This window comes from Pseudomonas sp. Tav-5-1A (genome assembly GCF_055755055.1).
Window position 1 is genome coordinate 5,884,229 of record NZ_CM146901.1, and the last position, 18,248, is coordinate 5,902,476.

Below are 18,248 nucleotides of genomic sequence, written 5' to 3' on the forward strand. Positions count from 1 at the left end.
CCCCATCGGACCCGCGCGAACTGGATGACCTCTCCAGTCCGCGACCACCTGCGCTGGGGAGGGTCACCAGTTTGGAAGGCTATCAATGATCGGTTCACCACAGGACAAAATCGATGCCCATTTTTCCGGGCATGAGACGTTTCCACTGCGCCAAATGTGGTTGAAAAAAGCAGTCGACAAGGCTGATCCAGAGGGCCGCTTAGCTAAAGAAGTCTTTACGGATGAGCGTGCGATCGCCGACTTCGGTGTCGGGAGAAACATGGTCTCGTCCATACGGCATTGGGCGCTCGCCTGCGATGTGTTGGCAGAGGACGACTCTCGTCGGCATTTCAATGTCACCGACGTTGGCGCGCAACTGTTCAAATCAGGTGGACTAGACCCTTATTCAGAAAGCCCGGTGTCAGCGTGGTATGCCCATTGGTGCCTCGCCGGCCGGGCCACTCGCTCAACCACATGGTATTGGTTGTTTAACATATTCTCCTCTCAAGCTTTCAGCCGAGAAGACGCTCTGCCTACGCTCACAGCTTTTGCCATGTCACTCACTGCGGGTAAGAAGCTGTCAAGCGCTACTCTCGCCCGAGATTTGGACACGTGCCTTCGCGGCTATGCCCCTCGCTCCGCGACGGCGTCAGTCGAGGAGTCGGCCGAATCAATGCTGGCCGAGCTTGGCCTGCTGCAAGAAGAGCGAAAAGGGATTTTCACGTTTCGCCGAGGACCAAAGTCAACGCTGCCCGATGCGCTGTTCGCCTGGGCTCTCCTAGATTATTGGATGCGCCATAGGCGTGCAGAATCATCCTTGACGTTTGAAACAGCAGCTTATGCACAAGGCTCTCCTGGCAGGGTCTTCAAACTTGATGAAGAAAGTGTAGCGGAACGTCTGTTCGCCCTTGCTGACTTGACCAACGGGCGACTTCGTTGGTCTGACACATCGGGGCTACGCCAAGTTCACCGAAGTGACTTCGATCCAGAACTATTGATGACCCAACTTTTAAGAGAATCTTATGCCTGACGGTTTGAGCATCGATGGGAGTGATAATGCGGTTAAAATCGTAAGACATTATCAGCGCTCAGTACGACTTGATTCTGATCTTGGCCGCCAGGACGCGTTAGACGGCTATGTATTAACAGCAACATCGCGCGAAGCTATCTCAGTCATGGCGCGCCAAATTGCCGGCAGCAATCAGCGCGCCTTTACCTGGACGGGGCCTTACGGTGGGGGCAAATCCTCCCTAGCGCTCGTACTCGCAGCTGCCCTTTCACCTGAACCGTCTGTGAGACAAGCGCCTCGAGATCTGTTGACGAACATCCCGCATTTCCAAGACGCCTTTCCTATCGACCAAGGTGAGTGGTTGGTAGTGCCCGTTGTGGGTCGTCGCGTGCCAATTCGCGCCGAATTATCCAAAGCATTGGCTAAAGCGCTGAACACTACGCGCAACGCCAGTGACATCGATTCGCTGATCACTGATCTAGCAGCCGAGTCCGAGAAGCCAGAACGCGGAGGCGTGCTGGTGGTTATCGATGAAATGGGTAAGTTGCTGGAGGCAGCTGCAGCTGGTGGGGATGATGTTCATTTCTTCCAGGATCTGGCCGAAATGGCAGCACGCTGCAATGGCAAACTGGTTATTCTGGGTATTTTACATCAAGCATTTCGCCAATATGCCTCACGCTTAGGCCTCGAGGCGCGGGAGGAGTGGGCCAAGGTTCAGGGCCGCTTTTCGGATGTATCCTTTGTTGCCACGGGCGATGAGGTGGTTGAACTTATCGGCCGCGCCATCGACTGCAAAAAGCTGCACGCTGCCACCCGCCCCCTCAGCGAAGTAATTGGCCAGGCTATCTCTGGTCGGCGCCCTGCAGTTGGCGCTGCGATGGGCGAGCTTCTCGACAAATGCTGGCCTCTGCACCCGATCACAGCTGCCTTGCTGGGTCCGGCATCGCGAAAACAGTTCGGCCAGAATGAGCGCAGCGTATTTGGTTTTTTAACCTCTCTTGAACCCTATGGATTTCAAGACTTCCTACAAACTTGGGACGGCGTCACTCCCTATGGACCCGACCGTTTTTGGGATTATTTAAGAGCCAATCTCGAGCAGGCGATCCTAGCTTCCCCGGATGGTCATCGATGGGCTCAAGCAGTCGAAGCGGTTGAGCGCGCGTCAGCAAAAGGTGCGATTGGCTCAGAAATTTCATTGGCGAAAACGCTTGCCCTTATTGACATATTCCGGGGTGCATCTGGTTTGGCGGCAGAGAATTCGGTGCTGAATACCGTATTCGAACACAGCAGTCGCGAAACGCTCACCGAGTCTCTCGATCGATTAACCGCTTGGCGTGTTGCCTTGTTTCGCAAACACGTCGGCGCATGGAGCATTTTCGAAGGAAGCGACTTCGATATCGATCAGGCGATCTCAAAAGCCCGCTCAACATTCGTCTCAGCGGACATGAAGTCGCTCACCGCACTGGCAAATCTCACGCCGGTCATAGCCAAGCGTCACTATGCCGACAGTGGTTCATTCCGCTGGTTGGGCGTAGCGATGCACTCGCTGCAAGACGCCGAGCGGCTGACCCAAAGTTACCACCCTGAGAGCGGCGAATTTGGACGCCTTGCACTGGTCTTGCCAGAGCGAAATATAACCGCCGAGGAAGCCAAAGGTGTGTTGAGCGCACTTCCTTCCTGCGCCGCAGCACCATTGATTTTTGGGGTGCCCGCCAATCACGAATTGATATCGGACCTGGGCTCAGAGCTATTGTCACTTCGTCTGGTCTTTGAAGGAAGCCCCGAACTTGAGGGCGACACGGTCGCGCGACGAGAAGTAGCTGCGCGGCTTTCCTCGATCAAAGGCGCGCTCGAGGAGGCCCTAAGGGCTTCGCTTCTGAATGCGGAATGGTATGTGGAAGGCTGCTTCAAGCGAATTCCGAGCTTGTCATCAATGGCTTCCGAGCTAGCGGAGCGCATCTTCCCCGACGCGCCCAAAGTATGGAGTGAGCTGGTGAACCGTGATTCGCCGTCATCTAATAGCGTTAAAGCTCGGCGAGACCTGATGCACCGCATGATCAGCGGCACTGCCCATGAACACCTGCAGATTGAGGGTTTCCCAGCAGAGCGTGGGCTGTATGAAACGCTCCTTTCATCGACACAGCTTCATGCACAAAGCTCTGAAGGTGCCTGGGCCTTTTGCGCCCCCAACTCGCAAGATCCGCGAAATCTCCATCCCATGTGGAACGCCACGTTAAAACTAGTCTCGGAAAAACGTGCGCAGCCGGTGCGGATGAAGGACCTGTACGTGCTTTGGGGAGCCGCGCCCTACGGAGTGAAGAGCGGGCTGATGCCGGTGTTTGCCCTCGCCTTCCTGCTGGCTCACGCCAACACAATCGCGGTCTATCGCGACGGTATTTTTGAGCCGAGCATCACCGAGGTTGATGTCGACGAAATGCTCCAAGATCCGAGTCGGTTCTCGTTGCGCTGGGTACAGGAAACGGGGGAACGAAAACGCGCCTTGAAAGCGATCGCTGCCGTCACTGAAACCTTCAAGTTTAAAGCCTCAAGCGCTACGCCACTGGAAGTGGCAAAGTCACTGGTCGCCCTCGCCTTCTCCATTCCCAACTGGTCACGAAGAACGCAGGGACTTGGGTTTAATACCCGGGCGGTCCGCGATGTGTTGCTCAAAGCGTCGGACCCACACCGTTTGCTATTCATGGATCTGCCTGAGGTATTGAAGGTAGGCCCAACCGAACTCGCAGACAAATTAGTGGCCCCGCTTCAGGAGCTACTCGGAGCTTATGAAGGAATGGTTCGCCGGCTCGACAGACGGCTTGCGCAAGCCATTGACGCTCAGGGTGACGACGACCCAGACCTTAGAACGCGCGCCTCGGCGGTTAATAAAGGTTCTGGCGAACTCCGGTTGCGCTCTTTCGCTGCGCGGCTTATGGAACGCGATGGTTCGCTTAAAGGAGCCGAAGGAGTTCTCAGCCTGGCACAAAGTAAGCCGCCGACTGAATGGTCGGACCTTGATGTGCAGATGGCTACGATCAATCTAGCAGAACTTGCTCTGGATTTTCGCAGAACCGAATCGCTCCTCACCATCGAAGGCCGTAGCCCTGGTCGAGAGGTGTTTTCCGTGGTGCTCAGCTCAGGCGGCGACTCCAAACTGATAACCCGGGATTTCGAGGTAGCTAGCCGAGACAAGGCGGCCGTCCAAGGGACTGCCAACAAGATTGTTGAGCTGCTGAAGAGTTCGGGGCTGCAAGGAGATTTGCTTCTAGCGGCCCTCGCACATGCCAGCCAAGATATTGTTCAAAAAGGAGAAGCTGAGCATGCGTGAACGGCACCTTCTCGGGTTGTCAGGCGGCCGGGACAGTGCCGCTCTGGCGGTTTACATCCAGCAAACGCGTCCAGAACTCGACATCGAATATTTTTTTACCGATACAGGTGAAGAGCTTCCTGAAGTCCACGATTTCCTCGGCCGACTAGAGGGCTTTATGGGCAAGCCCATCCTCCGTTTGAATCCGCGGCGAGATTTCCGGTTCTGGCTGCGCGAGTACAACAACTTTCTGCCTTCGGCTCAGACCCGCTGGTGCACTCGACAACTGAAGCTCGCGCCTTTCGAGGAGTGGACCCGGCCAATGCTCGCCGCTGGCGAAAAAGTCTATTCCTATGTCGCTATTCGAGCCGACGAAGATTACCGAGAGGGGTACGCGTCAAAACACAAGAATTTAAAAGTTCTGCTGCCGTTTCGCGATGACGGGATCGACAAGGCAGGGGTGCTGGAGATATTGGAATCTTCAGGTATTGGACTCCCGAAGTATTATGAGTGGCGCAGCCGGAGTGGATGCACCTTCTGCTTTTTCCAACAGAAAATTGAATGGGTTCGCTTACGCGAGCGGCATCCAGCAGCCTTTGAAGAGGCCAAGGCGTTGGAGAAAACCGCATTAGAAAACGGCTCGCCTTTCACCTGGACCAAAGGTGAACCGCTCTCTGATTTGGAGCAACCGCAACGGGTGGAAATGATCTTCAGAGAGTACGATGCCCGCCGCCAAAGAGCCAAGCTAAATCGACCGCGCAATCCCCTCCGCCCTTGGGAGGACAACATGGAAATCGATGATATGTATGGCATAGACGAGGCGGACGGAGGTTGTGCCATTTGCCACAAGTAACCAGGCGCCCTTTGCCGCCAGCTACCACCCAACGCTGGCGCCTTTCCAAGCAACTGCTCGACTACATCGACAGGCGCTTCATTGACTGGAAAGTACGGGCCTTCTTCACTCACAAAAAAACAGAAGGTACTTCTTAGACAATTGCATTCCACTTTTCAATGACGACGTCGGTCCCCCCGAAATCGCAACGGCCAGTGCTCAACTCTAAAGGTTGGTCGAGACGGCCAAAGCCAACGGCCTAGAGGCTTATGCGTGGCTGCGCCACGCATAGCAACGCCCGCCCCAAGCGTCGCCAGTGGAAGACTTCGAGGCGCTACTGCCGTGGAACTGCACGCCACGATCGCGTAGCTGATCGCACTGCCAATCTTTGGTCCGGTGGGGTACATGGAGCGCTTGCAACTAGCTGACGCTGGAGTACTTACAGGCATTGGGACTGTGCTCAAGAGTTAGAGTCCCGATGACAGTCAGGCTTGTTCGCTCAACAGTTCATAATCCTGGTGGGGTGCCTACCCAGGCCTTGGGCGCCACTTTCAAAAACTGAACGAGCTCCGTTAGTATTGTCTCTATCGAGTAACGGCTGTAACCGATGCCTTGGTTTTTCAGAGCAGGCATGATGTGTTGCACGCCATCATAATTCCAGACAACTCCTTTACCCTCCCCCTGCTGCAAAGCATTTGTAAAAATTGCCAAATCTCTACGTGCCCGTGGGATACCTGAGACACGCTCAACCCAGCTTTCATAGCGTTGGCGGATCTCGAGCTGGGAGCCCCTGACCAACGCTAGGACACCACATTTCGTTCTGTTATGGAACGAGATATTCGATAACCCTAGGTACGGGCGATACTGATTGAGCAGTGTAGACTCGGCGGAGGACGGCAAATGGAAGACCGCCAAGTCCACCTCATGATGCTCAACCAACCGTGTGTCGGGATGGTCTAGCAGGCGCTCGGTTCTTTCAAAATGGCTCAAGTTATCAAGATACAACTCTGAAAAATCGTCTATTTTACCTAGCACCTTGGATACCATGGGTAAGACGGCTTGGTACACCTGCAGCAATGCAGAATGCGGATTACCAGCAACATTTGACCTGGCATTTTCGGCCAAAGCGTTCAGTGCAAAACCCACACTCAGCGCCTGCCGCGAAGTACCTCGGGAAAAGTCCCCAAGCTTCGCCACCTCGACCAACACGTTTTTATGAATTAAAGCAGTCTCCGGTGCCAAAAATGCAAAAATGGACGCGACACCGTCAAGGTCGAAATGATCGCTTGTTACAATCACAGCATCAGGTTTGCTTGATTCCTCACAGAGGTAGCGGAACGAACTTTGGGTAGAGAGGTTTGCCTTGTACTGCGCTGGAGTCCTGTTAGCTGGCCAGTGGGACAGCGTTAGCACTGTTGAGGCATTATCGATCGAGTCCAGCGAAATATTGGGTATGTGCCCAGTGCAGCCGAACGGCAAATATCCATATTGGCTGTCTGGGTGGATACGTACAGCTTGCTCAACCCCCAAATGAACCGCAGACAGGCTATTCGGTAGCTCAAGCTTAAATTGGCGACTTTCGACAGGGGCATAGGACAATGTGCCATCACCGCCGATATGGTAGCGCGCGCCTAGCAGGTTTTCACGTCGAACGTCATAGGGTTGCCCATTTACTTGAACAGTGCCAGCCCCACCTATTTTGTTGAGTAGATCAACAAAATGATTGTCAACTATGCCGATTGGGCGCCCACCCAATAACCTGATATCCAATGCACCAATTCGACCCGCGACATCTGCGTCTGCGAGCAGCCCATTAGCACGCTCTAAAAACTGAATCGGCTGGTTCATCGTTGTTCATCCAAGAATAAGTGCCGCGCCTGCTCGCAACGCGGCAAGATAAAGGCCTAAGCACCTCAACCCCATAAGCTATCAGGCTTGGCCAAGCGAACCGTCCTTTATACGGGTACGGATAATCGGTCTTACGGACACAAAGATTAATAACGACAGTGCCGCATAGGAGGTAAACAGCCAGGCCGCAGCCCCAGAAGCCCCTTCAACTCCCCCAGGAGAAGAGAAGCCACCGAGGTTGACAAGCATGCCGGCAAGCGCCGCGCCGGTGGCAGTTGCGATTAGCTGTACTGTGGTTATCGATGCCCCAGCGAGTTCCTTTTCACTCTCTGGAACTGCCGCTAATACGCGAGTCAGGAGGTGCGGCCAACCTAATCCGATACCAATACCAATTATCAACATTGCGGCGCTTACCCCAACTACGTTCATAATGGAAGGCCCCGCAAGTGGCACGAAAATAACGCTGCATACCAACCCCAAAACGATGAAAAATGGCGAAGCAGTAATCGCGATAGGTATTGAGCTCTGCTTGAGGCCAGAGCTATAAATCGCACCAAGCGTCCAACCTGCAGCCATCAGTGCACTGATGTAACCCGCAATGAGCGGGGTCTGAAGGTGCAAAATCTGTAGAAAATACGGGACGAACACTTCACTGGTCATGCCGATGACCATCAGGCTCATGGAGCAGTAGAGTGGGAGAAGCGCACTACCAGATGCCAGTGCGCCCTTTGGCAGAAGACGGACACCAGAGCGAGCCTCAACCCGGAAAACGCAATAGAGCAACAGCAGACCCACCGCTAGGCCGGCAGTGTTGTAAACCGCGCCCGGCTTGATGCTCCCTACCGATATAGCTAGTACGACGCCAATTAAAAGCATGAGCTGGGTTAGCGGTACGCCTGCAGGGTTTGGAGCGTCCGAGCTCTTCCTCGGGAGTAAACACCACGCAAGCAGCATGAACAGAGCGGACACAGGGATCAGGGCCCAAAAAGCTGCTCGCCACTGCCCATATTCAGCGAACAGTCCGCCCACCGCTGGCCCGATTAAGGTGGCCGCCCCCCACATACCTGATATCAACGCCATAGCTCTTGGCCAAAGCTCTTGGACGAATACCAAGCGGATCATGGCGTAGGGCAACGCAAACAACAAACCGCCGCCCAACCCTTGAATCGTCCGACCTAGGACCAAGATGCCCATGTTTGGGGCCAAGCTGCAAACCGCACTACCCAAAACAAAAATGATGCCAGCCCAGACGTAAGCGGCTCGTGCACCCGTTCGAGTCAGAACGTTCGTGGATAGCACTGAGCCAACAATTGAGGCGATCACAAATAACGTGGTGTTCCAAGCGTAGTAGTCCAAGCCGCCTATATCTGCGACCACTGTGGGCAGTATGGTCGTCACTAGGTAAACGTTGATGGCATGAAGCGCGACGCCGCCCGCCAGGGCCGCGGACCGCAGCCCATTCTTTCCGAGTAGGAGGGCTGACCAACCTGTTGCAGTACTCATCATGAGATACCCCGTCTGATTAACGTAACCCCACTCTATTACAAAAGTATTTGCTTGTGTAATTAATTGCCGGCGCCCAGACTCCACCTGGACGCACGGTCAATCGGAGATCGAATCAGCTGGGGCGCAAGCGCAAACGTAGATCCGGCCCAACTTGGCATTGCTCGATAATGCTCAACCTTGGAGCCTGCGCGAGACAGTTCAGGTTGTCTAATTGGAGCAGTGGTCGAGCTTCAGGCCCTAGCAAAAGGGGAGCAACGTAGACCAGCCATTCATCCACTAGCCCAGCAGCGGCCAGGGCCCCGCAGAGTACAGGGCCTGCTTCAACCATCACCTCATTGCACCCTTCTGCGGCAAGCAATTCCATGACCTGAGGCAGGTCTAGGCGACCATCAGCTGTACGCGTCGGCAGGTAGCGCACGGAGGCCGGAGGGGAAGCTCGCGCCTCAACTGCAGAGCCGTGGAATACCAAAGTAGGTGCCTCCCCATCAAACACATGAGAATTGGCGGGTGCGCGTAGCTGCCGGTCAAGAACAACTCGCAGCGGTGGTGAAAAAGCCAATCCAGGGTCTGGCAGGCGCACCGTCAGCCGGGGGTTATCCGCGAGCAGCGTGCCACTGCCCGTTAATAACGCGCAGGATCTGGCGCGCCATAGCTGCACATCGGCGCGCGCCTGAATAGAGGTGATCCACTTGGATTCACCGCTGTTCGTGGCCGTGCGTCCGTCCAAGCTCATGGCCAGCTTCACCCTTACCAGGGGCCGCTTACGCTCTATACGCGAGAAGAATCCAAGGTTTATCTCCTGGGCCTCGGGGCACGGCTGATACTCAACTTTGATCCCAGCAGCGGCGAGGCGCTCAAGCCCGTTGTGTTTATGCTGAGAGCGGTCCATGCTGCCTACGACCACCCGAGCCACCCCCGCTCTGATCAATGCCTCCGCACATGGCGGCGTGCGTCCATGGCTACCGCAAGGCTCCAGCGTGACATAGGCGGTGGCACCCTGCGCGCTATCGCCTGCTTCATGCAAAGCATTGATCTCGGCATGGGCCCGGCCAGCCCATTCATGCCAGCCTTGGCCAAGCACTAATCCGTCTTTGGCAATTACGCAACCAACACGGGGGTTAGGACTGGTAGTAAATACCCCCCTTTCAGCCAAGCCTGCAGCCTGCAGCATGAACGCCCGATCAGAGGCCTGGCTCATGTGCGAACCAACGCCAGCAGATAAACCGCTTCTCCGTGTTGACGCTGGATCACAACCAAGTCCTGCCATGTGAAGCCAAAAGCTTCCATGGTTTCTCGAACACCTGCTTCGGTGAAAAAATACCCTTGCCGCTGGTTATCCATCTCCCGCCAGCCAGGTGTTGGGTTGCTCGAGTCCACCCCAAAGACATTCAAACCGACCAACGCCCCAGGCCGGGTATAGCGACGAATAGCAGTCAGGTAGGTCTGCCATTCGGCTGGGTGCTGGTGGTGAAAACAGCCGTTGTCGAGCACCCCGTCAAACAAAACGCCGGCGGGCGGCTGCCAATCTTGCAAGGCACTACAAACCAACTCAAGCCGCCCCCCCCAACGTTTCCGCAGCAGCGGCCAACTGGAGTTCTCGACGATATCGAGACCGGTAACGCGGTGACCAGCGAGGATAAACTCCGAAGCATCACGGGCACGCCCCACACCGACATCCAGTAGATGCTGGTCTGGTGTAGGCCCACAGGCCTCGAGGAACACCCTCGCAGCCTTCGCCATACCGATATCCCAAGACCACTCGTCCTCGCCGTGGGTGTAGCGGTGCACGAATGAAGTATTCAGGGCTCCGCGATACGCGGGGACGTCCATGAACTGTTCTGGCTTGCTCATAACCACACTCCCCTCCTCAAGATGCTCGACGGCTGGTGATATCGTAGATTTGGCCATCGTAAGAACTGGCCAGGAAATCGTCACTGGTTTCGCAGTGCGTGATGCAGGAGATACCGCTAGCCGTAGGCCGGTTCACCTGAATCCAGCGGCGGTTGGGCAAGTCGAATAGCGCGATCGTCCCGCCATAGCTGGCGGTGGCAATGACCGCGCCGTCTGATGATCCGCAGATACACTTGATCGAATTGATGTGAGGGGTGTCGTAAACCTCATCGCCAGTATCGAGCCAGAGCCGCAATTTTAGATCACGACCTATACTGGCAAAGCCTCCTTCCACTCGGCAGCAGCCATTGGAAATTCGAGTGTGTGCTCTGTCAATATGTCGCGCGCAACTGAAGTCGTCGATATTGTGCATTGCCGCAGCAGCCGATGCACAGACACTAAACAAGTGATGATCGTCGGCTGCCACCCCCTTGATTGCATTGTCATGCATCTGGATGGACGAAATCAGTTCAAGCCCGCCGCTACTGTCCATCGCAAAGACCAGGCCTTCACCTGTATAGGTCCCCACCAACGCGTGCAATCGACCATTGCGCTTAAAGGCAGTAGCGCAGTTAAGGGGAGAACGGTGTTGATAGAGAAGCTTTCCGGTCAGGGCGTCGAACACTTGCCCCAGTTGCCCGCCAGTAAGCAGTAGCGGACCAAACGGTAGGAGAAAATTACACAGACTGCCCATGCCCTTTACGGGTAAATCATCGCGGAACAACACGCCCGCGTCACCAATGCTGTATTGCTGGCCTTGGCTGGTTATGACCGCATTGATGCTGACTGCTGGCTGGATTCCATCAACGATCCAGCGGTCACTTTCGTAATCCCACGTCGCATAACGCGAACCGAATGTGGCGAAGACAAGCACATCACTGCCGACGAAAGCACAACTGCGCGGCCAGACAATACCTGGAAGGCTAGTGCTGCGCAGTTGCGTCAACTGTTGCCCGTCAAAGCTCCACAGTATTGCTGAACGGTCATAGCTCAATGTTACGAGCAGCTGCTTGTCATCGTTCCAAACGATCCGCTTGACGCCAGCCTCATGGGCAGGAATGGAGCGCACCTCGCCCTGGACGATGATAGACACGCGTCCCTCGTCATCGCCTGCAAAGATGACCCCTGAGCGAGTAATGGCCACCGTGTCTGTCTCTACACCACCGATATCAATTTCGGCGCACTGCTCTAAGGTCTTGGTGTCCCATTGGCGAACAGTTCCGTCATCGCTGCTGGAAATGAGACGCTTGCCGTCAGGCGACCAAACTACGGAAATTACGTCGGCGTCGTGCCCTTGGCAAACACCCCTGAGGTTGCCTTCGAGATCAAACAAACGCAATTTATGATCCCGCGAACACGTAGCAACCAAAGTGCCATCCGGAGAAAACACTGCCATTTCTACGTCATCAGTATGGCCCGACAGTACGGCCTTCAAGTGCAAGCTCGGTACTTCCCAAACTCGAGCTGTATAGTCGCTGCTAGCACTTACTAGATATTTTCCATCGGCGCTAAAAGCACATTGATTGGCAAGATGATCGTGGCTGACGCGGTGGATTGAGTCACCAGTGCGCGCATTCCAAAGAATTACCTGATTATCGTAGCCAGCGGTGGCAATAAAATCAGCGCGATGCGCAGCAACGCCGCTAATTGGGCCTATATGTTTCATCGAAAATTCCCTTTCTGCAGAATGGCATCAAATCTTGATGGTATGTCGCGACTTACTTACCTTTGAACGAAGGTAGCTATGGTTATGCTCAGTCAGGAACACCCCAGTAGGTACCGAATTCACCACATCAATCCCCCCCTCACGTAATTGCCAAACCTTATCGGGGTTATTGGTCAACAACCGGCAACGTCGTACATTCAGAGCTCGTAGGATGGCAACTGCGGGTGCAAAGCTCCTTGCATCTTCTGGGTGATTGAGCTTAACGTTGGCCTCATATGTATCGAGACCGGTATCTTGTAGCAGGTACGTTTCAAACTTCGAATACAAACCAATGCCCCGTCCCTCTTGACGAAGGTAGATTAAGTAACCGCCCTCCGCATCCAAGGTTCTCAATGCTTCATGCAACTGAGGACCGCAATCACACCGCTGCGAGCCAAACACGTCCCCTGTGATGCATTCGGAATGCACTCGCACCAGCGGTACATCCGCGTCTGGCTTGCCAGCCATTACTGCAAAATGCTCATTGTTTTTATCAAAGCCCTTGAAACCAAAGAACTGAGCTTTGACCGACCCGCCTAAGATCGAGATTGGCACTTGAGTATGAAGTTTAACTTCAGTTTCCATGACATAACTCCCAGGTGAATTAAACATCATGTTTAATATCATTTTCCACTAATCTAAAGCCCATGACGTAGATAGGCCTCGGATAACGCCCGTGACGCCGTTGATTTCGTGCGAGATCCCTAAAACGGGTAAAACTACCGCCCCGAGCTACCCGATGGCGTCCCACATCCGAAACCAAATCGTCAGTGATTTCGGGCCCACCAGGATATTTTTGATAGTCGTCCGCCACGTACTCTTCTACGTTGCCGGCCATATCTAGCACGCCAAATACCGAAGCGCCCTCTACAAAAACACCTACGGGCGTGGTTGTTAGGAGCCCTAGCTCAGCGGTATTGGCATACCCGGAGTTGAAGGTCTCACCCCATGGAAATTGTCTGCGCTGCGGTCCAGATGCGGCGTACTCCCATTGAGCCTCTGTGGGCAGCGCAAAGTTTCGGCCAGTGCGCTGGCTGAGCCATACAGCGTAAGCATCAGCGTCTTCATCAGTGACGCTATACACCGGGTGGTTCGCTTGATGCTGAGGGAAACGTCCAAACACCCAACCTGTTGGCAGTGATGGGTGACCGGTGTCAAGCAGGAACGCTCGATACTCGCTGTTTGTCACGGGATAGCGCGCAATACGAAAGGCTGCGAGATTAACCCGATGCTCCGGCGTCTCCTTCTCGATCCAACTTCGATCCAAGCCCAAGCCGGGGTAGTCCGCCATAACGGCATCTACATTGCCCGGGTCCAGGCCAATCTGTACGTGCGCTGCGGGAACGTCTTGCATCTGCGGATCTAGCAAATTAATTCGCGGATCCCCTTTGACGCCCAGCAACTCGCCTGCCGCAATTCGCCAAATCAGCTTTTCGCGAGGTGCTTCAACAATTCGCAAAAGATGGTCGGTAGAGGCCGTAATCAATTGCGCAGTGGCATCGGCTATCTGCCGTACTAAATCATGCTCCACATAATTCTGTGGATACCCCATTAAAAACCGGTCCGATACATCTTTGGGCAGCGGAGTAGGCAACGTTGGCCAGTGCCCACCGAGAGGATAGTTCATCGATACACCTTTTTTGAGACAAACGAATCCTAATTCAGGTTCGATCAGCCGCAACCTGATAGTTCTGGATTTTCGTTAAATCAAAGTTGGTCTAGTAACAACCTAGGATTGCTCTCGATCATTTCGATCTCGCTGGAGTAAACTTCTACCACCAAGCCGTCTGGGTCTTCGAAATACACCGCCGTGCGCACATTGTCTGGGCCGTAATGGAATCCCGGCTGAGGCCCATTTCCTTTGACCAGCTTAATACTGCCATCCGCAGCAACTAAATCGGCGATACGCTGGACATCTTCCGGTAACGCTCGGATACCGATGTGATAGCCCTCTGGGTATACGAAGTCGGTGCTAAGCTCAATGAAGAAGTCAAATCCATTCAGTTCCATCACGACCTTTCGTGGACCGAGGTTGTAACAATAGCAAGCTCCGAAAATTCTGGTGTAGAACGCTTGGGATGCCTCAAGATCTCGCGTCAGGATGTTGAGGTGAGCCAACCTGGGGCGCTGAGCTTCCAGCGCTGCGGTTTCCAAAGAAACCCCATCTAACGACCGCCACATTTTGATCGCGGCCACAAATTTGGAGAATCCCGCAAGCCAAGACTCCATCTCGCCTGATGCCAGTTTTGCCACATTCACCGCCCAAGCATGCGGATAGATAAAGCATGGCACTCCTGGCAAAAGAACCACGCTCGAGGCATCTTCGGCTGTGCTGGCTTCGCCGACGGTGATGAGCGCGACGACACGGTTTTTATAGTCATTAGCCAAGACTTTTAATCTGGAATTCAGAGCGTCGAAGCTATCTGCAGACGAGGCCAAGACAATGAATCCATCCGCATCAGGCACTTGAAGTCCCTGATCCGGCACATAAACCTCAAAGCCTGCAGCCTTCGCACAACCATTCAGACTCTGGACAAATTGGGAATGCGCTGCCGCTGTGTTGCTAGAGCAAAGCGTGATGAGCCGCAGCATCAGAGACCTCCCGACCCAGCACGGCGTCCGATCAACAAGCTATAGCGGCCGATAGGCTCCTGCACCACCTCAAAGCCTTGGTCCTCAATCTGTTGGGCAATCCATGCAGTGGGATGCAGTTCACCATGCACAGTATTTACCATCATGTGCAATGAGAAATCGGCCGATAGCGCTGGGTGAATTTCGTCCTCATCCAAGCTCATGCTCAAGACCAGGAGCGCCCCGCCTTCGCTCACTAAGCCCGACGCATTCCGGATCAAAGTGGTGGTCTCAGCTCGAGTAAAGTAGTGGAGACAATCATTGACCATGATCACGTCTGCGCTTTCGCTTTGATAACTGGCCAAGTCCAACAGGTTGCGCTCCTTGAACGTTAGGCGCCCTGTCAATTGGTATTTCTCAGTCGTTTTTTCCGCAGATTGCCGTGTCGCTGCCAAGTCCCAGATTTCTCCTTGTACCTGTGGATGGCGTGTCGCTACCTCCGCGATGTAAGTGCCATGGCCGCCGGCCAGGTCAATGACCTTCTTGGCGCCGTCGAAGATAGGCAATTCCTTTAACACGTCGACCATCGGCTGGCTGAACCGCACCATCGCATCGTTGAAGGCATCCCGTGCAGCGATATCATGTTTAAAGCGGTTCTCTTGCTGGAAATCCATCGAACCAGTACTTTGTAAGATCTCTCCAAGTCGTGGCCAGTTCTGCCATTGCAGCCGCTGATGGTCGATGATCGGACCGATAAATTCAGAACTGGTGCTGACCAGAAAACGCTGCGTTAACGGGGCGTTGGTATAGAACTCGCCGGTCTTACGCAGCAGACCAAGCGCAACAAGCCCATTCAGGAAAATCTTTGCTTTGTTGCCAACCCAACCTAGCTTCTGGCTAATGACCAAGGCTGAAACAGCATCGGTGGTATGGTCAAAAAGATGCTGTGATACAGCGAAGTGGAGAATGGCAGATTGCCGGTATTGGTCTGAGAGCTTCACCAGATCCACAACACCGGACAACACAGTTACGTCCTCGGCGTGCTCATAGATGGTATTCGGCTTTTGGCTGTTCATGGTATCTCCTCGTCCTTGACTAATCGATTTTCGTTGGATGCCCGCGCAGCTTGGTCCTTGGCACAACCGTGTGGCCGGGTCCAGTACGCTTGGGCGGGTGGATTGGCGTCATGCGGCTTCAAAAATCTAGAACCACCCTAGCTCTGCTGCTGAAAAAAGCAAGTACGACCTTTTATATTTATGGTGAACCTTTTTTTTAATTTATATTTCCAGAATTTGATGTTTTCCTAGGGAGCAAAATTGTCTAAGCTCAAGCGTCACCCCTCCAAGCGGTCCCGCGCTCCAGGGATCGATGCCCCTCAAATGACCCAGTGACTGACACGGTTACGCAGGATTTATGACCTCCCAAGCCAACGACGAAACCCAGTCCTCCACCGCAGACCGCATCCTGTTTTTGCTCAAGACTCGCGGTCCCTTGAAGACAATGGAACTCGCCGAGCTGCTGGACGTGACCTTCGAGGCGACTCGGCAACATGTTCAGAAATTGCAGGCTTCTTCCCTAATTCACGGGGTTTCCGCGCCGACTCGAGGTGCTGGCCGCCCCTCACTAAAATGGACATTGACTGATTCCGCCAGCAAAAAATTTCCCGATACTCATAGCGTCCTTACCCTCCATTTGATCGAATCGATCGAGTCAGTCTTCGGGTCTGACGGCATCGAGAAAATCATCTCAAGCATGGAGGTGAGCAATCTCCAGGAGTATGAAGAGGCGTGCGCAGGGGCCTCTTCACTGGAAGAAAAAGTCGGTATCTTAGTCGGCATTCGCGCCTTGGCTGGGTATATGGCGCATATGGAACCTGACGGACAAGGCTGGCTGCTAATCGAAAATCACTGTCCAATTTGCGTAGCAGCGCGCAAATGCCAGGGTTTTTGCAGGTCTGAGTTGCATATTTTCCGGACCGCTATGGGCGATGATGCAGTGGTTGAGCGCTGTGAGCACCTTATCTCGGGCGACCGACGTTGCGTTTATAGCATTCAGCCAAAAAACTCAGTTTAACCGCCCATCGCATCCCTCTCACCTTAAAGGAATAAGGCCATGACACCCACCATTGAGCTCCTTACAAACCACCGCAGTGATCGTAGCTTTCAAAACACCCAGATCTGTGATGAGCAGCTCGAGGCTATCTTGCAGGCTGGGCACCACGCGCCTACGTCATTCAACGCCCAACATATCTCAGTAGTTGTGGTGCGCGATGCCGACAGGCGCCAACGAATTTCCAATGTGGCGGGTGGCCAACCTTGGGTGGCAAACGCCCCTGTATTCTTAAACCTAGTGGTCGATTTTCATAAAACGGGGGTCTGCAACGCGCTTCAAGGCGGCGAACAAAAGATCCACCGCCACCTTGAGGGCATGATCGCTGCGAGTACTGATGGCGGGATTATCCTTAGCGCAATGATGATTGCAGCCCGATCGCTAGGTCTGGGAGTGGTGCCCATTGGAGGCATTCGCGCTAACGCTTCAGAGATGATCGAGTTGCTAGGGCTGCCTGAAAATACCTTCGCTCTCTGCGGCATTGCGCTTGGATACGTCTCAAAGCCGTCTGTGCCCAAGCCGCGGATGCCTATTGAGACTTTTCGTCATGATGAGCGCTACAACCAGACTGCACTCGAAGCTGTCATCGCTGACTACGACAAAACGCTTATGGGTCATTGGCAGTTTGTCGGGCGTGCCGATGGCGAACCTTGGTCATGCTCCATCGGCCGGACCTACGCCAGAAACTACCGCCCCGACTTAAAAGCCCAACTACTAGCAAATGGCCTATCGGTCGACTAAGGACCAAAGGATCCCAATCCTATACAGCACTAGGGCATTGACGGTGTAGCTAGCAGTCGACATGACAACGAATTACCCAACTGGAATGCATGTTGTAGATGGCTTCAAGGTTACATAGCGGAACCTTCGGCACGATAGGTTTCTTTCTGAGCACCAGGCGAACATCCTTTACTGGGAGCGCAACGGCTTCTGTCTCTGGCTCAAACGCCTAGACTAGGACCTGTAAGCATACCGACTGGCTCCTCCAGCGCATTTCCCAAGCGCAGCATTCCCATGAGGAGATTATCGGTATCGTTGCGTACCCTGCAGACACGTATCGCTCTAACTTTTCTCAATCCAAAGGTGTCCTGGGATCTATGCTTGCCAGCCTTTCCGCGAGATGTAGGTTTGATTTTGCTCATTACATATCCCTCAATCATTTTCAACTGGCCCCGCCCAAGCAGACGATGAGCCAACGATCCTCTCGGTAAATCGCTGATGCGAGTGTTTGCCTGCTTTAGGATCGCGGCATCAACACTACTTGCCCTCACGTATTCCGCAATGCCCTCTGTGTCGCCTCATAATGGCGGGTCGGGTACAGAAGGCGCCTGTACCTTTAGGCCTCCCCCTATCAAGTCCCCAGGATGCAGCCAGCTTGTCATACCTTCTCGAGTAAGGCGTCGCAGCATGAAGGCAATGTGCCCCTACCCCGGGGCCCAGTCGTACTCCGCGTGGAGCACGTGAGCGGGTCAGCTGCAGCACAGTGGCGATTTGC

14 protein-coding genes and 1 pseudogene are annotated in these 18,248 nt (G+C 54.2%); 6 read left to right on the plus strand and 9 right to left on the minus strand.

The genetic code is table 11. The annotated features are described in order from the left end of the window. The first annotated feature begins 85 nt into the window (after positions 1-85). The 4 genes and pseudogenes from AC0J42_RS27105 to AC0J42_RS27120 all read left to right on the plus strand — a co-directional run. Positions 86-1,009 carry a DUF4007 family protein gene (locus AC0J42_RS27105; RefSeq protein ID WP_473004578.1) on the plus strand — a complete coding sequence of 308 codons (924 nt, stop codon included), beginning with the start codon at positions 86-88 and terminating at the stop codon, positions 1,007-1,009. Continuing rightward, complete coding sequence (locus AC0J42_RS27110) at positions 1,002-4,313, plus strand: ATP-binding protein (RefSeq protein ID WP_473004579.1); 3,312 nt, start codon at positions 1,002-1,004, stop codon at positions 4,311-4,313. Before AC0J42_RS27105 ends, AC0J42_RS27110 begins: the two co-directional genes overlap by 8 nt. After that, on the plus strand, positions 4,306-5,145 hold the full coding sequence (locus AC0J42_RS27115) for an adenine nucleotide alpha hydrolase family protein (RefSeq protein ID WP_473004580.1): 840 nt from the start codon (positions 4,306-4,308) through the stop codon (positions 5,143-5,145). The genes AC0J42_RS27110 and AC0J42_RS27115 overlap by 8 nt, the downstream gene beginning before the upstream one ends. A 151-nt stretch (positions 5,146-5,296) precedes the next feature. Then, positions 5,297-5,497: pseudogene (locus tag AC0J42_RS27120) on the plus strand (transposase domain-containing protein); the annotation flags it as partial. Positions 5,498-5,631: 134 nt separating this feature from the next. Here the strand turns inward: AC0J42_RS27120 and AC0J42_RS27125 are convergent. The 9 genes from AC0J42_RS27125 to AC0J42_RS27165 form a co-directional block, all read right to left on the minus strand. Then, the gene (locus tag AC0J42_RS27125) at positions 5,632-6,972 is read right to left on the minus strand and encodes a DUF6687 family protein (protein WP_473004581.1); all 1,341 of its coding nucleotides are present in this window, start codon (positions 6,970-6,972) and stop codon (positions 5,632-5,634) included. Positions 6,973-7,053: 81 nt separating this feature from the next. After that, complete coding sequence (locus AC0J42_RS27130; RefSeq protein ID WP_473004582.1) at positions 7,054-8,478, minus strand: MFS transporter; 1,425 nt, start codon at positions 8,476-8,478, stop codon at positions 7,054-7,056. 112 nt (positions 8,479-8,590) lie between these two features. After that, positions 8,591-9,676, minus strand: a complete 1,086-nt coding sequence (ribD, locus tag AC0J42_RS27135) for a bifunctional diaminohydroxyphosphoribosylaminopyrimidine deaminase/5-amino-6-(5-phosphoribosylamino)uracil reductase RibD (RefSeq protein ID WP_473004583.1) — start codon at positions 9,674-9,676, stop codon at positions 8,591-8,593. Next, positions 9,673-10,329, minus strand: a complete 657-nt coding sequence (locus tag AC0J42_RS27140; protein WP_473004585.1) for a class I SAM-dependent methyltransferase — start codon at positions 10,327-10,329, stop codon at positions 9,673-9,675. The genes ribD and AC0J42_RS27140 overlap by 4 nt, the downstream gene beginning before the upstream one ends. Before the next feature lie 16 nt (positions 10,330-10,345). Further along, a complete protein-coding gene (locus AC0J42_RS27145; protein WP_473004586.1) occupies positions 10,346-12,034 on the minus strand; it encodes a WD40 repeat domain-containing protein in 1,689 nt (562 codons plus the stop codon). A gap of 27 nt (positions 12,035-12,061) precedes the next feature. Beyond that, on the minus strand, positions 12,062-12,658 hold the full coding sequence (locus AC0J42_RS27150; protein WP_473004587.1) for a GTP cyclohydrolase II: 597 nt from the start codon (positions 12,656-12,658) through the stop codon (positions 12,062-12,064). A gap of 19 nt (positions 12,659-12,677) precedes the next feature. Further along, entirely contained in the window at positions 12,678-13,700 is a 1,023-nt protein-coding gene (locus tag AC0J42_RS27155) for a formylglycine-generating enzyme family protein (protein ID WP_473004589.1), read from the minus strand. 80 nt (positions 13,701-13,780) lie between these two features. Continuing rightward, on the minus strand, positions 13,781-14,665 hold the full coding sequence (locus AC0J42_RS27160) for a VOC family protein (RefSeq protein WP_473004590.1): 885 nt from the start codon (positions 14,663-14,665) through the stop codon (positions 13,781-13,783). Then, positions 14,665-15,720, minus strand: a complete 1,056-nt coding sequence (locus tag AC0J42_RS27165) for a methyltransferase (RefSeq protein ID WP_473004592.1) — start codon at positions 15,718-15,720, stop codon at positions 14,665-14,667. The genes AC0J42_RS27160 and AC0J42_RS27165 overlap by 1 nt, the downstream gene beginning before the upstream one ends. A gap of 337 nt (positions 15,721-16,057) precedes the next feature. Here AC0J42_RS27165 and AC0J42_RS27170 point away from each other — a divergent pair, with 337 nt between their 5' ends. Both AC0J42_RS27170 and AC0J42_RS27175 read left to right on the plus strand, forming a co-directional pair. Continuing rightward, positions 16,058-16,717 carry a helix-turn-helix transcriptional regulator gene (locus tag AC0J42_RS27170; RefSeq protein ID WP_473004593.1) on the plus strand — a complete coding sequence of 220 codons (660 nt, stop codon included), beginning with the start codon at positions 16,058-16,060 and terminating at the stop codon, positions 16,715-16,717. Between the two features lie 39 nt (positions 16,718-16,756). After that, complete coding sequence (locus AC0J42_RS27175) at positions 16,757-17,494, plus strand: nitroreductase family protein (RefSeq protein WP_473004594.1); 738 nt, start codon at positions 16,757-16,759, stop codon at positions 17,492-17,494. Positions 17,495-18,248 lie beyond the last annotated feature (754 nt).